Raw genomic sequence first — 14,320 nt, forward strand, 5'->3', positions numbered from 1 at the left:
AAAGACCGAACGAGGAGAACACAACACCATGGAAATCGTTTCGCACACCGTCATCAACCTGACCATCTTCGTGCTGGCCATCTACGTCGGCTACCACGTGGTCTGGACCGTCACGCCCGCGCTGCACACGCCGCTCATGGCCGTGACCAACGCCATCTCGGCCATCGTGATCGTGGGCGCCATGCTGGCCGCCGCGCTCACCACCACGCCGCTGGGCAAGACCATGGGCGTGCTCGCCGTGGCGCTGGCCGCGGTGAACGTCTTCGGCGGCTTCCTGGTCACGCGCCGGATGCTCGAGATGTTCAAGAAGAAAGACAAGAAGGCCGCCCCCAAGGCTGCAGAGGGAGCCGCCAAGTGAGCATGAACCTCGTCACGCTGCTGTACCTCGTTGCCAGCGTCTGCTTCATCCAGGCCTTGAAGGGCCTGTCCCATCCCACCACCTCGATCCGCGGCAACATCTTCGGCATGACCGGCATGGCGATCGCCGTGCTGACCACCATCGCGCTGGTCCACGGGCAGGCGCGCGCCCTCAACGTCGACTTCACCACCGGCATCGCCTGGGTGCTGGCCGCCGTCGTGGTCGGTGGCGGCCTGGGCGCCTTCATGGCCAACAAGGTCGAGATGACCAAGATGCCCGAGCTGGTCGCCTTCATGCACAGCATGATCGGCCTGGCCGCGGTGTTCATCGGCGTGGCCGCGGTGGCCGAGCCCTGGGCCTTCGGCATCACGGCCGCGCCCGTGGCGGCTGTCGTCGGTGCGCGCACGCCCGACGGCGCGGTCCTCTTCGAGGGCTTCGTGCGCCATGCCATTCCTTATGGCAACCGGCTCGAGCTGTTCCTGGGGGCGGCCATCGGCGCCATCACCTTCAGCGGCTCGGTCATCGCCTTCGGCAAGCTCTCGGGCAAGTACAAGTTCCGCCTGTTCCAGGGCGCGCCGGTGCAGTTCTCGGGCCAGCACATGCTGAACCTGGTGCTGGGCCTGGCGACCATCGCCCTGGGTCTGGTGTTCGTGGCCACCGAGAGCTGGCCGGCGTTCTTCGCGATGCTGGCGCTGGCCTTCGTGATGGGCGTGCTCATCATCATCCCGATCGGCGGCGCCGACATGCCGGTGGTGGTGTCGATGCTCAACAGCTACTCGGGCTGGGCGGCGGCCGGCATCGGCTTCAGCCTGAACAACGCGATGCTGATCGTGGCCGGTTCGCTGGTGGGCTCTTCGGGTGCGATCCTGAGCTACATCATGTGCAAGGCCATGAACCGCTCGTTCTTCAACGTGATCCTGGGCGGCTTCGGCGGCGAGGCAACCACCGCCACCGACGGCGCCAAGGAACAGCGCCCCGTGAAGAGCGGCAGCGCGGACGATGCGGCCTACATGCTGTCCAACGCCGAGACGGTGATCATCGTGCCGGGCTACGGCCTGGCCGTGGCGCGCGCCCAGCACGCCGTGAACGAACTGGCCGAGAAGCTCACGCACAAGGGCGTCAAGGTGAAGTACGCCATCCACCCCGTGGCCGGCCGCATGCCGGGCCACATGAACGTGCTGCTGGCCGAGGCCGAGGTGCCCTACGACCAGGTGTTCGAGATGGAGGACATCAACGGCGAGTTCGCGCAGGCCGACGTGGCGATCATCCTGGGCGCCAACGACGTGGTGAACCCGGCCGCGCTCACCAAGGGCACGCCGATCTACGGCATGCCGATCCTGGAAGCCTACAAGGCCAAGACCGTCATCGTGAACAAGCGCTCCATGGCCGCCGGCTACGCGGGCCTGGACAACGAGCTCTTCTACATGGACAAGACCATGATGGTCTTTGGCGATGCGAAAAAAGTAGTGGAAGATATGGGCAAGGCCATCGAATAGGCCGAAGGTCCGTGCCCGCGATGCGGGCCTGATCGTCGCGGCGCCTCACGTGCGCCGTTTTCGTTTTTAAAAACTCATCCGACTCCGAGGAGACACATCCATGACCGAACGCCCCTGGCTCAGCAGCTACCCGCAAGGCGTGCCCGCCGACATCGACGCGTCGCACTACCCGTCGCTGGTGGCGCTCATGGAGGAGAGCTTCACCAAGTACGCCGACCGCACGGCCTACAGCTTCATGGGCAAGGACGTGAGCTACGGCGAGACCGACAAGCTCAGCAAGGCCTTCGCGGCCTACCTGCAGGGCCTGGGCCTCGTGAAGGGCGACCGCGTCGCCGCGATGATGCCCAACTGCCCGCAGTACCCGATCGCGGTGGCGGCCATCCTGCGCGCCGGCCTGATCCTGGTGAACGTGAACCCGCTGTACACGCCGCGCGAACTCGAGCACCAGCTCAAGGACTCGGGCGCCAAGGCGATCGTCATCATGGAGAACTTCGGCACCACGCTGCAGCAGTGCATCGCGAGCACGCCGATCAAGCACATCGTGCTGGCCTCCATGGGCGACCGGCTCGGCTTCCTGAAGGGCGCGCTGGTCAACTACGTGGTGCGCAACGTCAAGAAGCTGGTGCCGCACTTCAGCCTGCCGGGCGCCGTGCGCTTCAACGACGCGCTCGACAAGGGCGCGGGTGGTTCGCTCAAGCCCGTGGCCACCGGCCCCGACGACGTGGCCGTGCTGCAGTACACCGGCGGCACCACCGGCGTGTCCAAGGGCGCGGTGCTGCTGCATCGCAACGTGATCGCCAACGTGCTGCAGTCCGAGGCCTGGAACGAGCCCGTAATGGCCAAGGTGCCGGCCAACGAGCAGCCCACCAGCGTGTGCGCGCTGCCGCTGTATCACATCTTCGCGTTCACGGTCGGCATGATGCTGAGCATGCGCACGGGCGGCAAGCTGATCCTGATCCCGAACCCGCGCGACATTCCCGGCGTGCTCAAGGAACTGTCCAAGCACACCATCCACAGCTTCCCGGCCGTCAACACGCTGTTCAACGGGCTGGCGAACCACCCCGACTTCAACACCGTCAACTGGAAGAACCTGAAGGTCTCGGTCGGCGGCGGCATGGCGGTGCAGGCCGCGGTGGCCAAGCTCTGGCTCGAGAAAACCGGCTGCCCCATCTGCGAAGGCTACGGCCTCTCGGAAACCTCGCCCTCGACCACCTGCAACCCGACCAACAGCACCGCCTACACCGGCACCATCGGCCTGCCGCTGCCGAGCACCTGGCTCAAGCTGCTCGACGACGACGGCAACGAAGTGCCCACCGGCGAGCGCGGCGAGATTGCCATCAAGGGCCCGCAGGTCATGGCCGGCTACTGGCAGCGCCCCGACGAGACCGCCAAGGTCATGACGCCCGACGGCTACTTCAAGAGCGGCGACATCGGCGTGGTCGACGAGCGCGGCTACTTCAAGGTGGTCGACCGCAAGAAGGACATGATCCTGGTGTCGGGCTTCAACGTGTACCCGAACGAGATCGAGGACGTGGTGGCGATGCTGCCCGGCGTGCTCGAATGCGCCGCGGTCGGCGTGCCCGACGACAAGACCGGCGAGGCCGTGAAGCTCGTCATCGTCAAGAAGGACGAGTCGCTCACCGAAGCGCAGGTGCGCGAGTACTGCCGCGCCAACCTCACGGGCTACAAGCAGCCGCGCGTGATCGAGTTCCGCACCGACATGCCCAAGACCCCGGTGGGCAAGATCCTGCGGCGCGAACTGCGGGATAGCAAGAAGTAGTAAGGGTTCCGCCCGGGTGGGGCCGGGGCATCGATCTTGCATATTCGCGGGTCGATGCTCAGATTCATCTATGTCCGCCTAGGCTTGCTCGTGCCGACCTTCATCGGCATGACGCTGCTGGCCTTCTTTCTCATCCGGCTGGTGCCGGGTGACCCCATCGAGACGATGGCCGGCGAGCGCGGCATCGACCCCGCGCGCCACGCCGAGCTGCGCACCGCCATGGGCCTGGACAAGCCCCTGCTCGTGCAATACGGCATCTACATCGGCCGCGTGCTGCAGGGCGACCTGGGCAAGTCGCTCATCACGCAAGACACCGTGATGAGCGAGTTCCTCGCGCTCTTTCCGGCCACCGTCGAGCTCGGTGTGTGCGCGATTCTCTTCGCGCTGCTGCTCGGGCTGCCGGCCGGCATCCTCGCGGCGGTGCGGCGCAACTCCATCTTCGACCACGGCGTGATGGCCACGTCGCTCACCGGCTACTCGATGCCGATCTTCTGGTGGGGCCTGCTGCTCATCCTGTTCTTCTCGGTGCAGCTGGGCTGGACGCCGGTGTCGGGCCGCATCTCGGTGCAGTACTTCGTCGAGCCGCAGACCGGCTTCCTGCTGATCGACGCGCTGCGCGCCGGCGAGACCGAGGCCTTCTGGTCGGCGCTGCACCACCTCATTCTTCCGGCCATCGTGCTGGGCACCGTGCCGCTGGCCGTCATTGCGCGCATGACGCGCTCGGCCATGCTCGAGGTGCTGGGCGAGGACTACATCCGCACCGCGCGCGCCAAGGGCCTGTCGCGCTTTCGCGTGGTGGGCCTGCATGCGCTGCGCAACGCGCTGATCCCGGTCGTCACGGTGATCGGCCTGCAGATCGGCGTGCTCTTCACCGGCGCGATCCTCACCGAGACCATCTTCTCCTGGCCTGGCGTCGGCAAGTGGCTCATCGAGGCCATCGGCCGGCGCGACTACCCCGTGCTGCAGGGCGGCATGCTGCTGCTGGGCGGCATCGTGATGCTGCTCAACCTGCTGGTGGACATCGCCTACGGCGTCATCAACCCGCGGATCAGGCACTGAGTCGATGACGAGCAACACCCACGCAGTTCCCCCCGGCTCGCAGGCCTCGGCGCCTCCGGGTCCCTGGCGCGAGTTCTGGACCGCCTTCTCGGCGAACCGGGGCGCGGTCATCGGCCTCGTCACCATCGTGGTGCTGCTGCTGGTGGCGTTGTTCGCACCGTGGATCGCGCCGCATGCACCGAACGAAACCAACGCCGCCGCGTTCCTCAAGCCGCCGGCCTGGCAGGAGGGCGGCTCGTGGACCTACCTGCTGGGCACGGACGCCATCGGGCGCGACATCCTGTCGCGGCTCATGCACGGCGCGCGGCTGTCGCTGTCGATCGGCGTCGCGGTGGTGGCGCTGTCGGTGGTGGTGGGCGTGGTGCTCGGGCTCGTCGCCGGCTTCTTCCGCGGCGCGCTGGAGATCGCGATCATGCGGATGATGGACATCATCCTCACGATGCCCAGCCTGCTGATGGCCATCGTGATCGTCGCGATCCTCGGGCCGGGGCTCGTCAACGCCATGCTCGCGGTGGCCATCGTGGTGCTGCCGCACTACGTGCGCATCACGCGCGCCACGGTCATCGCCGAGGTCTCGCGCGACTACGTGACCGCGGCGCGCGTGAGCGGCGCCAGCACGCTGCGCCTGATGTTCCGCGAGGTGCTGCCCAACTGTTCGGCGCCACTGATCGTGCAGGCCTCGCTGGGCGTCTCGACCGCCATCCTCGACGCGGCGGCGCTCGGCTTCATCGGCCTGGGCGCACAGCCACCGTCGCCCGAGTGGGGCACGATGCTGGCCGATGCGCGCGAGTTCGTGCTGCGCGCGTGGTGGGTCGTGACCTTCCCGGGCCTCGCCATCCTTGCGGCCGTGCTGGCCTTCAACCTGCTGGGCGACGGGCTGCGCGATGCGCTCGACCCGAAGCTCAAGCGCTGACGCAAAGGAGAGCACAGATGCCTTTGCTGGACATCAAGGACCTGCACGTCGAGTTCCCCACGCAGGGCGGCGTGCTGCACGCCGTCGACGGCGTGAGCCTCACGCTCGAAGAGGGCGAGGTGCTCGGCATCGTCGGCGAGTCGGGCTCGGGCAAGAGCGTCACGATGATGGCGCTCATGGGCCTCGTCGGCTTTCCGGGCCGCGTGCGCGCGGACCACATGCGCTTTGCGGGCAAGGACTTGCTCGGCATCTCCGACAAGGCGCGCCGCACGCTGGTCGGCAAGGAGGTCGCGATGATCTTCCAGGAGCCGACCACCAGCCTCAACCCCTGCTTCACCATCGGCTTCCAGCTGATGGAAACGCTGCGCCTGCACCTGAAGCTCGACAAGCGCGAAGCGAAGAAGCGCGCGATCGAACTGCTCGAGCAGGTCGGCATTCCCGCCGCCTCGTCACGCCTGGGCAGCTACCCGCACCAGCTCTCGGGTGGCATGAACCAGCGCGTGATGATCGCCATGGCCATCGCCTGCAACCCGCGCCTGTTGATCGCCGACGAGCCGACCACCGCGCTCGACGTGACCATCCAGGCGCAGATCCTCGACCTGCTGCGCGACCTGCAGAAGGAGCGCGGCATGGCGCTGGTGCTCATCACGCACAACATGGGTGTGGTCAGCGAGATGGCGCAGCGCATCGCCGTGATGTACGCGGGGCAGGTGATGGAGCACCAGCGCGTCGACCGCCTGTTCGCATCGCCGCAGCATCCCTACACCGAGGCGCTGCTCGCGGCGCTGCCCGAGCGTGCCGCGCCCGAGGGCCGGCTCGCCACCATCAGCGGCGTGGTGCCCGGCGTGCACGACCGGCCCGCGGGCTGCCTGTTTGCGCCGCGCTGCGGCTACGTGACCGAGCGCGCCTGCCAGGTGCGACCGGCGCTGCGTTCGTGGCAGGGCGCCGAGGTGCGCTGCCACTTTCCGCTCGGCGAGCCGGGTCGCGCCGAAGCCATCGCGCACGACCCGCCGCGCGCGGCCATCGCGGAGGTGCTGCCATGAGCGACGCATCGCCACCGGAGATCGTCGCCGAGGCGCGCAACCTGCAGCGCACCTACGCCGTGCGGCGCGGATTGTTCCGCGCGCCGGCGCAGCTGCGCGCCGTGGGCGATATCTCGTTTCGCCTCGAACGCGGGCGCACGCTCGCGGTGGTGGGCGAATCGGGCTGCGGCAAGTCGACGCTCGCGCGCATGGTCGCGCTGATCGAGAAACCCACCGCCGGGCAGCTGACGCTGATCGGTGCCGATGCCGTGAGCCCGCCGCATGAGCGCAAGCGCGAGCTGCGTCAGGCGGTGCAGCTGGTGTTCCAGAACCCATATGGCTCGCTCAACCCGCGCAAGAAAATTTCGGCGGTGCTCGAAGACCCGCTGGCCATCAACACCTCGTTGAGCAAGCCGGAGCGTTCCGAAAAAGCACGAGAGATGCTGGCCCGCGTCGGCCTGCGCCCCGAGTACGCCAACCGCTACCCGCACATGTTCTCGGGCGGCCAGCGCCAGCGCATCGCCATCGCGCGCGCGCTCATGCTGTCGCCGCGCCTGCTGGTGGCCGACGAGCCGGTGTCGGCGCTCGACGTGTCGATCCAGGCGCAGGTGCTGAACCTGTTGGCCGACCTGCAGGCCGAGCTGGGCCTGGCCTACCTCTTCATCTCGCACGACCTGGGCGTGGTGCGCCACATCGCGCACGACGTGCTCGTGATGTACCTGGGCCATGCGGTGGAGCAGGGCCCCAAGTCGCGCATCTTCGCGCGGCCGCTGCATCCCTACACGCAGGCGCTGCTGGCCTCGACGCCGGGCCTGAGCAGCCAGCGCATCGTGCTCAAGGGCGAGCTGCCGTCGCCGCTAGACCCGCCCTCGGGCTGCGTCTTCAGCACGCGCTGCCCGCATGTGCAGCCGCGCTGCCGCGAAGAGCGTCCCGTGCTGCGCGCGCTCGACGAGCGGCTGGTGGCCTGCCACTACGCCGAGCAGTTTCTCGATGGCGCGCCTGCCGTGCGCGCCGATGGTCCCGTGCTCGCCGCGTCCTGAAGAAGAGTGGAGTGGCGATTTTTTCAACCCTGTCTCGAGGAGTCCCCATGAAGACCCAGTCCTCCGTTTCGCGCCGCTCACAAAAGCTGGCGCTCCTGGCACCGGCAGCGCTCACGGCCCTTACCCTGGCCTGCGGCGCCGTGTCAGCCAAGACGTTGGTGTACTGCTCCGAAGGAAGCCCGGAAAACTTCTATCCGGGCATGAACACCACCGGCACGTCCTTCGACGTGACCACGCAGGTCTACAACACCATCGTCGAGTTCGAGCGCGGCGGCACCAAGGTCATGCCGGGCCTGGCTGAAAAATGGGACATCTCGGCCGACGGCACCGTGTACACCTTCCACCTGCGCAAGGGCGTGAAGTGGCACACCACGAGCAAGAGCTTCAAGCCCACGCGCGACTTCAACGCCGACGACTTCATCTTCATGCTCGAGCGCCAGTGGAAGGAGAGCGACCCCTTCTTCAAGGTCACGAGCCAGAACCACTCCTACTTCAACGACATGGGCATGCCCAAGCTGCTGAAGTCGGTGGACCGCATCGACGACCACACGGTGAAGATCACGCTCAACCAGGCCGAGGCGCCGTTCCTCGCGAACCTGGCGATGCAGTACGCGGGCATCCAGTCGAAGGAGTACGCGATCGCGATGCTGAAGGCCGGCACGCCCGAGAAGGTCGACCAGGACCCGGTCGGCACCGGCCCGTTCTACCTCGTGCAGTACCAGAAGGACGCGATCATCCGCTTCAAGGCCTTCCCGCAGTACTGGGGCGGCAAGGCCAAGATCGACGACCTCGTGTTCGCAATCACGCCCGATGCCTCTGTGCGCTGGGCCAAGCTGCAAAAGGGCGAGTGCCACGTCATGCCCTACCCGAACCCGGCCGACCTCGACGCGATCCGCAAGGACCCGAACGTGCAGGTGCTGGAGCAGCCGGGCCTGAACGTCGGCTACCTCTCGTACAACACGACGAAGAAGCCCTTCGACGACGTGCGCGTGCGCAAGGCCATCAACATGGCGATCAACAAGAAGGCCATCATCGACGGCGTGTACCTCACGACCGGCGTGGCCGCGAAGAACCCGATCCCGCCCACGCTGTGGTCCTACAACGATGCCGTCAAGGACGACCCGTACGACCCCGAGGCCGCCAAGAAACTGCTGGCGCAGGCCGGCTTCCCCGACGGCTTCAGCACCGACCTGTGGGCCATGCCGGTGCAGCGCCCGTACAACCCGAACGCCAAGCGCATCGCCGAGCTGATGCAGGCCGACCTGGCCAAGATCAACGTCAAGGCCGAGATCAAGAGCTTCGAGTGGGGCGAGTACCGCAAGCGCCTGCAGGCCGGCGAACACCAGATGGGCATGCTGGGCTGGACTGGCGACAACGGCGATCCGGACAACTTCATGTACACCCTGCTGGGCTGCGCCTCGGCCAAGTCGGCCAGCGGCAGCAACATCTCGAAGTTCTGCTACCAGCCCTACGAAGACCTCGTGGTGAAGGCCAAGAGCGCGACCAAGCAGTCGGAGCGCGACGCGCTCTACAAGAAGGCGCAGGTCATCTTCAAGGAGCAGGCGCCGTGGTTCACCATCGCGCACGCGGTGCAGCTGAAGCCGGTGCGCAAGGAAGTGGTCGACTTCAAATTGAGTCCGTTCGGCCGCCACACCTTCTACGGCGTGGATATCAAGTAAGCCATGGCCGCTGCGCCCATCGCCATCGTCGCGGCCATGCACGAGGAGCTCAGTGCGCTCCTCGCGCGCATGCCCGACGAGCAGCGCGTGCACGTGGCCGGCCGCGACTTCTGGGTCGGCCACCTGCAGGGCCAGCCCGTGGTCGCGGTGCTGTCGCGCATCGGCAAGGTCGCGGCGGCGGTCACGGCCACGGTGCTGCTCGAGCGCTTCGGCGTGCGGGCGATCGTGTTCACGGGCGTGGCGGGCGGGCTGGCGCCGGGCGTGAACGTCGGCGACGTGGTCGTGGCGACCGAGCTGCTGCAGCACGACATGGACGCCTCGCCGATCTTTCCGAAGTACGAGGTGCCGCTGATGGGGCGTTCGCGCTTCGCGGCCGATGCGGCCATCGGCGATGCGCTGGCGGCGGTGGCCGAAGGCACGCTGCGCGATCCGGTGGGCCTGGTGGGGCAGAAGGCGGTCGATGAGTTCCATCTGCGTTCACCGAAGGTGCATCGGGGCCTGCTGATCAGCGGCGACCGCTTCGTGTCGACCACCGCGGAGTGTGGGGCCCTGCAACGCTCGCTGCCCGATGCGCTCGCCGTCGAGATGGAAGGCGCGGCGATGGCGCAGGCCTGCCACGACTACGGCGTGCCCTTCGCGGCACTGCGGACCATCTCGGACCGCGCCGACGATGCCGCGCACGGTGACTTCACGCGCTTCGTGGCCGAGGTGGCGAGCCGCTACAGCCTCGCGCTCGTCGACGCCTGGCTCGCCGCCCTGCCGCGCGACGCGGCCTGAAGAACCCGCCTACGGCGCGAGCCGGCGCAACTGCGGCAGGTCGCGCAGCAGCGGCGGGATCGACAGCGCCAGCAGCAGCGCGGCCAGCGGCACGACACAGATGAAGCCCACGTGCTTGAAGCCCAGCGCACCCACGGCGCCGCCGAGCACGAACATCGCGACCAGCCCGCCGCAGCGGCGCAGCCTGCTGCGGTCGTGGCGCACCGGCAGTGGCGTGGACGGCGCGCGCCGGTTCCAGTAGAGCATCTTGCCCAGCTCGATCCCCACGTCGGTGATGTTGCCGGTCATGTGGGTGGTGCGCGTGCTGCCGCCCGAGGTCTTCGACGCCACGGCGTTCTGCAGGCCCATGATGAACGACAGCAGCAGCACCGTGAGCGGCACCGCGAACGGCGTGGCCCAGGTCAGCGTGATGGCGCCGGCGAGCCCGAACGGGAACATCAGCGCGGCCTCCAGCAGCAGCGGCAGCGCATACACGCCATGCAGCCGGTGCTGCCGCGCCCAGTTCACCAGCACCGCGCAGACCGCGGCGCCGCTCACGAACGCCAGGATCGCGCCCAGCGCATTCAGCAGCAGCGTGAGGTTGCCCAGCACCATGCCGTCCGCCAGCTGCGAGGCGAAGCCGGTCATGTGCGAGGTGTACATGTGCAGCACGAGGAAGCCGCCCGCATTGATGGCGCCGGCGTTGAAGGCCAGCAGCAGTCCGAGCGCGGTGTTCGTCGACGGCGCGCGGTGGCGGTTGGTGAGAAAACGAAGTCTGCGCACGGGGCTCTCCAGGTCAGCTGCCTGCCGACAGCCACTCTAGCACCCAGTGTGAAGAGCTACTTGAGCCAGCCGCGCCGGCGGAAGTACCACATCGGCACCAGCGCGCTCGCCGCCATCAGCGCGATGGCGTAGGGGTAGCCCATGGCCCAGTCGAGCTCGGGCATGAACTTGAAGTTCATGCCGTAGATGCTCGCGATCAGCGTGGGCGGCAGCAGCGCGACGCTGGCCACCGAGAAGATCTTGATGGTCTTGTTCTGGTTGATGTTGATGAAACCGACGGTCGCATCCATCAGGAAGTTGATCTTGTCGAAGAGGAAGGCCGTGTGGTTGTCCAGCGATTCGATGTCGCGCAGGATCTGCCGCGCCTCTTCGAACTGCTCGGCGTTGAGCATCTTGCTGCGCATCATGAAGCTCACGGCGCGGCGCGTGTCCATCACGTTGCGGCGGATGCGGCCGTTCAAGTCTTCCTGCCGCGCGATGGCGCCGAGCACCTCGCCGGCCAGCTCGTCGCTGACGTTGCCCGACAGCACCTTCTTGCCCGCCACCTCGAGTTCGTCGTAGATGTTCTCCAGCGTGTCGGCCGAGTATTCGGCGTCGGCGTCGAAGAGCTTGAGCATCACTTCCTTGGCGTCTTCGATCAGCCCCGGCGCGCGGCGTGCGCGCATGCGCAGCAGGCGGAACACGGGCACGTCTTCGTCGTGGATCGAGAACAGCACGCCGCGGCTGCGCAGGTCGGTGTTGTGCTGGTTGAGGATGAAGGCGACGCGCACCGTGCGCGGGTCTTCGTCGTCGTCGATCAAGAAGTCGGAGCGGATGTGCAGTTCGCCGTTGTCTTCCTCGTAGAAGCGGGCCGATTCCTCGATGTCCTCGTCCATCGCGTCTTCGGGAATCGAGAGGCCGTAGTACTGCTTGATCCAGCGCTTTTCCTCGAGCGTGGGCGACTCGAGGTCGACCCAGATCGGCTGGAACTTGGAGAGCTCTTCGAGCGACTCGATCTCTTCCTGGACGAGGCGGCCGTTGGCGAGCGTAAAGATGTTGAGCATGGGCTCACTCCCGGGGGTGACTGAACGATGGGCGAGGGCGGGGCGCTTTCAATTCCCGCGGACCCGGCGTCAGTACATCACGCGCAGCGTCGCCAGGGAGTTGAAAGCTGCCGAGACGGGGCGGTTTCCAAGGGGAGTCTCCGGTTGCAGCGAGGCGCGATTATGTCACCGGCCACAGGGCGACAAGGCACGCGAACTGGACGGACATACAGTAAAGTCGTGCCCATGCAGACCCCTGCGTCCCCCGTTCTTTCCACCCCGCCGAAGACGCAAGCCGAGCGCCTGGCCGCGGCGCTCGCCGCGCTCAACGACGACCAGCGCGCGGCGGTCGAGCATGGCGTGGGCGCGGCGGTCGGCGCCGACCACCGGCCGCTGCTCGTGATCGCCGGCGCCGGCTCGGGCAAGACCAGCACGCTGGCGCACCGCGTGGCGCACCTGATCGCGGACGGGGTCGATCCGCAGCGCCTGCTGTTGCTCACCTTCTCGCGCCGCGCCGCGCAGGAAATGGAGCGCCGCGCGGGCCAGGTGCTGGCGCGCGTGCTGGGCCTGAAGTCGGAGCGCCCGCCCGCGCTGCCCTGGGCCGGCACCTTCCACGGCATCGGCGCGCGGCTGCTGCGCGAATACGCGGCGCAGATCGGACTGGACGAGAACTTCACCATCCACGACCGCGGCGACGCCGAAGACCTCATGGGGCTGGTGCGGCATGAGCTGGGCCTGTCCTCCACGGTCAACCGCTTCCCGCGCAAGGGCACCTGCCTGTCGATCTACTCGCGCTGCGTGAACACGCGCGCGCCGCTGGCCGTTGTGCTGAAAGACAGCTTTCCCTGGTGCGCCGAGTGGGAGGCGCAGCTCAAGACGCTCTTCGGCGCCTACGTCGAGGCCAAGCAGCAGCAGAACGTGCTCGACTACGACGACCTCTTGCTCTACTGGGCCGAGATGGTCGCCGAGCCCGCGCTGGCCGCGCACGTCGGCGCACGCTTCGACCACGTGCTGGTCGACGAGTACCAGGACACCAACCTGCTGCAGGCCGAGATCCTGCGCGCGATGAAGCCCGACGGGCGCGGCGTGACGGTGGTGGGCGACGACGCGCAGTCGATCTATTCGTTCCGCGGCGCGACGGTGCGCAACATCCTCGACTTTCCTTCGCAATTCAGCCAACAGGCGCGCATCGTCACGCTGGAGCGCAACTACCGCTCGACGCAGCCGATCCTCGACGTGTCGAACCGCGTCATCGCGCAGGCCGCCGAGCGGCACGCCAAGACGCTGTGGACCGACAAGCCCTCGGCCGGCAAGCCGGTGCTGGTGCTCGTGCCCGACGAGGCCGGGCAGGCGCGCTGGGTGGCCGACAAGATCCTGGCGCACCGCGAGGGCGGGCTGGCGCTGAAGTCGCAGGCGGTGCTGTTTCGCACCTCGTCGCACAGCGCGGCGCTCGAATTGGAGCTGGCACGGCGCAACATCCCGTTCGTGAAGTTCGGCGGGCTCAAGTTCCTCGAGGCCTCGCACGTGAAGGACCTGCTCGCCGTGCTGCGTTTCGCGCAGAACCCGCGCGGGCGCATGGCGGGTTTCCGGGTCACGCAGCTCATTCCCGGCGTGGGCCCGGCCACCGGCACGCGCCTGCTCGACGCGATGGACCAGGCGGCCGACCCGGCCGCGGCCGTGCGCGACTTCGTGCCGCCGTCGGCCGCGCGCGAACAGTGGGCCGACTTCGCTCAGGCCTATGCCGCCTTGCGCGCGCCGTCGCTGCAGTGGCCGGCCGACGTCGAGGTGGCGATGCAGTGGTACCAGCCGCATCTGGAGCGGCTGTACGAAGACACCTCGGGCGTGCGACGCGCCGACGTCGAGCAGCTGGCGCGGCTGGCGGCCGGCTATGGCTCGCGCGAGCGCTTTCTCACCGAGCTCACGCTCGACCCGCCCGAAGCCACCAGCGACCGGCCCGGCCCGCCCTCGCTCGACGAGGACTACCTGATCCTGTCGACCATCCATTCGGCCAAGGGCCAGGAGTGGAACTCGGTGCACGTCATCAACGTGGTCGACGGCTGCATGCCGGCCGACGTGGCGCAGGGCGCGCACGAGCTGGAAGAAGAACGGCGCCTGCTCTACGTGGCGATGACGCGGGCCCGCGATCACCTGCACCTGGTGATGCCGCAGCGCTTCCACATCACGCAGCAGGCGGCGCGTGGCGACCGGCACCTGTACGCCAACCGCACCCGCTTCATCACCGAGTCCGACCTGGCGGGCTTCGAGTTGCAGACCTGGCCGCCGCCGCCGGTGCTGCCACCCGCGGTGCCGCCGCCGGCCGCGGTGATCGACCTGCGCAACCGCATGCGCGCCGCATGGCGCTGAACGGGCCGGCCCTTCGGGCGTGAGGGTCACTGCGCGCTGCACATGGAA

Annotated in this window: 12 protein-coding genes; 10 read left to right on the plus strand and 2 right to left on the minus strand. The window is 67.8% G+C overall.

Annotated features, from left to right (window positions below; translation table 11 throughout):
• The first annotated feature begins 28 nt into the window (after positions 1-28).
• The 9 genes from AC07OX_RS24185 to AC07OX_RS24225 all read left to right on the plus strand — a co-directional run bounded on the left by AC07OX_RS24185 (position 29) and on the right by AC07OX_RS24225 (position 10,124).
• The gene (locus tag AC07OX_RS24185; RefSeq protein ID WP_062481510.1) at positions 29-358 is read left to right on the plus strand and encodes an NAD(P) transhydrogenase subunit alpha part 2; all 330 of its coding nucleotides are present in this window, start codon (positions 29-31) and stop codon (positions 356-358) included.
• Positions 355-1,854 carry an NAD(P)(+) transhydrogenase (Re/Si-specific) subunit beta gene (locus AC07OX_RS24190; RefSeq protein WP_095949748.1) on the plus strand — a complete coding sequence of 500 codons (1,500 nt, stop codon included), beginning with the start codon at positions 355-357 and terminating at the stop codon, positions 1,852-1,854. Before AC07OX_RS24185 ends, AC07OX_RS24190 begins: the two co-directional genes overlap by 4 nt.
• Positions 1,855-1,954: 100 nt before the next feature.
• Complete coding sequence (locus tag AC07OX_RS24195; RefSeq protein ID WP_070063399.1) at positions 1,955-3,634, plus strand: long-chain-fatty-acid--CoA ligase; 1,680 nt, start codon at positions 1,955-1,957, stop codon at positions 3,632-3,634.
• Positions 3,635-3,688: 54 nt separating this feature from the next.
• On the plus strand, positions 3,689-4,693 hold the full coding sequence (locus AC07OX_RS24200; protein ID WP_095743299.1) for an ABC transporter permease subunit: 1,005 nt from the start codon (positions 3,689-3,691) through the stop codon (positions 4,691-4,693).
• Between the two features lie 4 nt (positions 4,694-4,697).
• Positions 4,698-5,606 carry an ABC transporter permease subunit gene (locus AC07OX_RS24205; protein ID WP_095949747.1) on the plus strand — a complete coding sequence of 303 codons (909 nt, stop codon included), beginning with the start codon at positions 4,698-4,700 and terminating at the stop codon, positions 5,604-5,606.
• A gap of 17 nt (positions 5,607-5,623) precedes the next feature.
• On the plus strand, positions 5,624-6,649 hold the full coding sequence (locus tag AC07OX_RS24210; protein ID WP_495262134.1) for an ABC transporter ATP-binding protein: 1,026 nt from the start codon (positions 5,624-5,626) through the stop codon (positions 6,647-6,649).
• A complete protein-coding gene (locus AC07OX_RS24215; protein ID WP_495262135.1) occupies positions 6,646-7,668 on the plus strand; it encodes a peptide ABC transporter ATP-binding protein in 1,023 nt (340 codons plus the stop codon). Before AC07OX_RS24210 ends, AC07OX_RS24215 begins: the two co-directional genes overlap by 4 nt.
• A gap of 47 nt (positions 7,669-7,715) precedes the next feature.
• The gene (locus AC07OX_RS24220; RefSeq protein ID WP_070063394.1) at positions 7,716-9,347 is read left to right on the plus strand and encodes an ABC transporter substrate-binding protein; all 1,632 of its coding nucleotides are present in this window, start codon (positions 7,716-7,718) and stop codon (positions 9,345-9,347) included.
• 3 nt (positions 9,348-9,350) lie between these two features.
• Positions 9,351-10,124: a 5'-methylthioadenosine/adenosylhomocysteine nucleosidase gene (locus tag AC07OX_RS24225; RefSeq protein ID WP_495262136.1), complete on the plus strand. Its 774-nt coding sequence runs from the start codon at positions 9,351-9,353 to the stop codon at positions 10,122-10,124.
• Between the two features lie 9 nt (positions 10,125-10,133).
• On the opposite strand, the gene AC07OX_RS24230 is transcribed toward AC07OX_RS24225, so the two are convergent.
• Positions 10,134-10,886, minus strand: a complete 753-nt coding sequence (locus tag AC07OX_RS24230; protein ID WP_062481040.1) for a YoaK family protein — start codon at positions 10,884-10,886, stop codon at positions 10,134-10,136.
• Positions 10,887-10,942: 56 nt separating this feature from the next.
• Complete coding sequence (gene corA / locus AC07OX_RS24235; protein ID WP_056584267.1) at positions 10,943-11,929, minus strand: magnesium/cobalt transporter CorA; 987 nt, start codon at positions 11,927-11,929, stop codon at positions 10,943-10,945.
• 225 nt (positions 11,930-12,154) lie between these two features.
• Here corA and AC07OX_RS24240 point away from each other — a divergent pair, with 225 nt between their 5' ends.
• A complete protein-coding gene (locus tag AC07OX_RS24240; RefSeq protein WP_495262137.1) occupies positions 12,155-14,272 on the plus strand; it encodes an ATP-dependent helicase in 2,118 nt (705 codons plus the stop codon).
• The last annotated feature ends 48 nt before the right edge of the window (positions 14,273-14,320 follow it).

This window comes from Variovorax sp. GW821-FHT09D07 (assembly GCF_059416345.1).

What these genes read in the sequence shown, in the direction of transcription:
- AC07OX_RS24185 (WP_062481510.1), top strand. Translation starts at nt 29, where the DNA reads ATGGAAATCGTTTCGCACACCGTCATCAACCTGACCATCTTCGTGCTG.
- AC07OX_RS24195 (WP_070063399.1), top strand. Translation starts at nt 1,955, where the DNA reads ATGACCGAACGCCCCTGGCTCAGCAGCTACCCGCAAGGCGTGCCCGCC.
- AC07OX_RS24200 (WP_095743299.1), top strand. Translation starts at nt 3,689, where the DNA reads ATGCTCAGATTCATCTATGTCCGCCTAGGCTTGCTCGTGCCGACCTTC.
- AC07OX_RS24205 (WP_095949747.1), top strand. Translation starts at nt 4,698, where the DNA reads ATGACGAGCAACACCCACGCAGTTCCCCCCGGCTCGCAGGCCTCGGCG.
- AC07OX_RS24210 (WP_495262134.1), top strand. Translation starts at nt 5,624, where the DNA reads ATGCCTTTGCTGGACATCAAGGACCTGCACGTCGAGTTCCCCACGCAG.
- AC07OX_RS24215 (WP_495262135.1), top strand. Translation starts at nt 6,646, where the DNA reads ATGAGCGACGCATCGCCACCGGAGATCGTCGCCGAGGCGCGCAACCTG.
- AC07OX_RS24220 (WP_070063394.1), top strand. Translation starts at nt 7,716, where the DNA reads ATGAAGACCCAGTCCTCCGTTTCGCGCCGCTCACAAAAGCTGGCGCTC.
- AC07OX_RS24225 (WP_495262136.1), top strand. Translation starts at nt 9,351, where the DNA reads ATGGCCGCTGCGCCCATCGCCATCGTCGCGGCCATGCACGAGGAGCTC.
- corA (WP_056584267.1), bottom strand. Translation starts at nt 11,929, where the DNA reads ATGCTCAACATCTTTACGCTCGCCAACGGCCGCCTCGTCCAGGAAGAG.
- AC07OX_RS24240 (WP_495262137.1), top strand. Translation starts at nt 12,155, where the DNA reads ATGCAGACCCCTGCGTCCCCCGTTCTTTCCACCCCGCCGAAGACGCAA.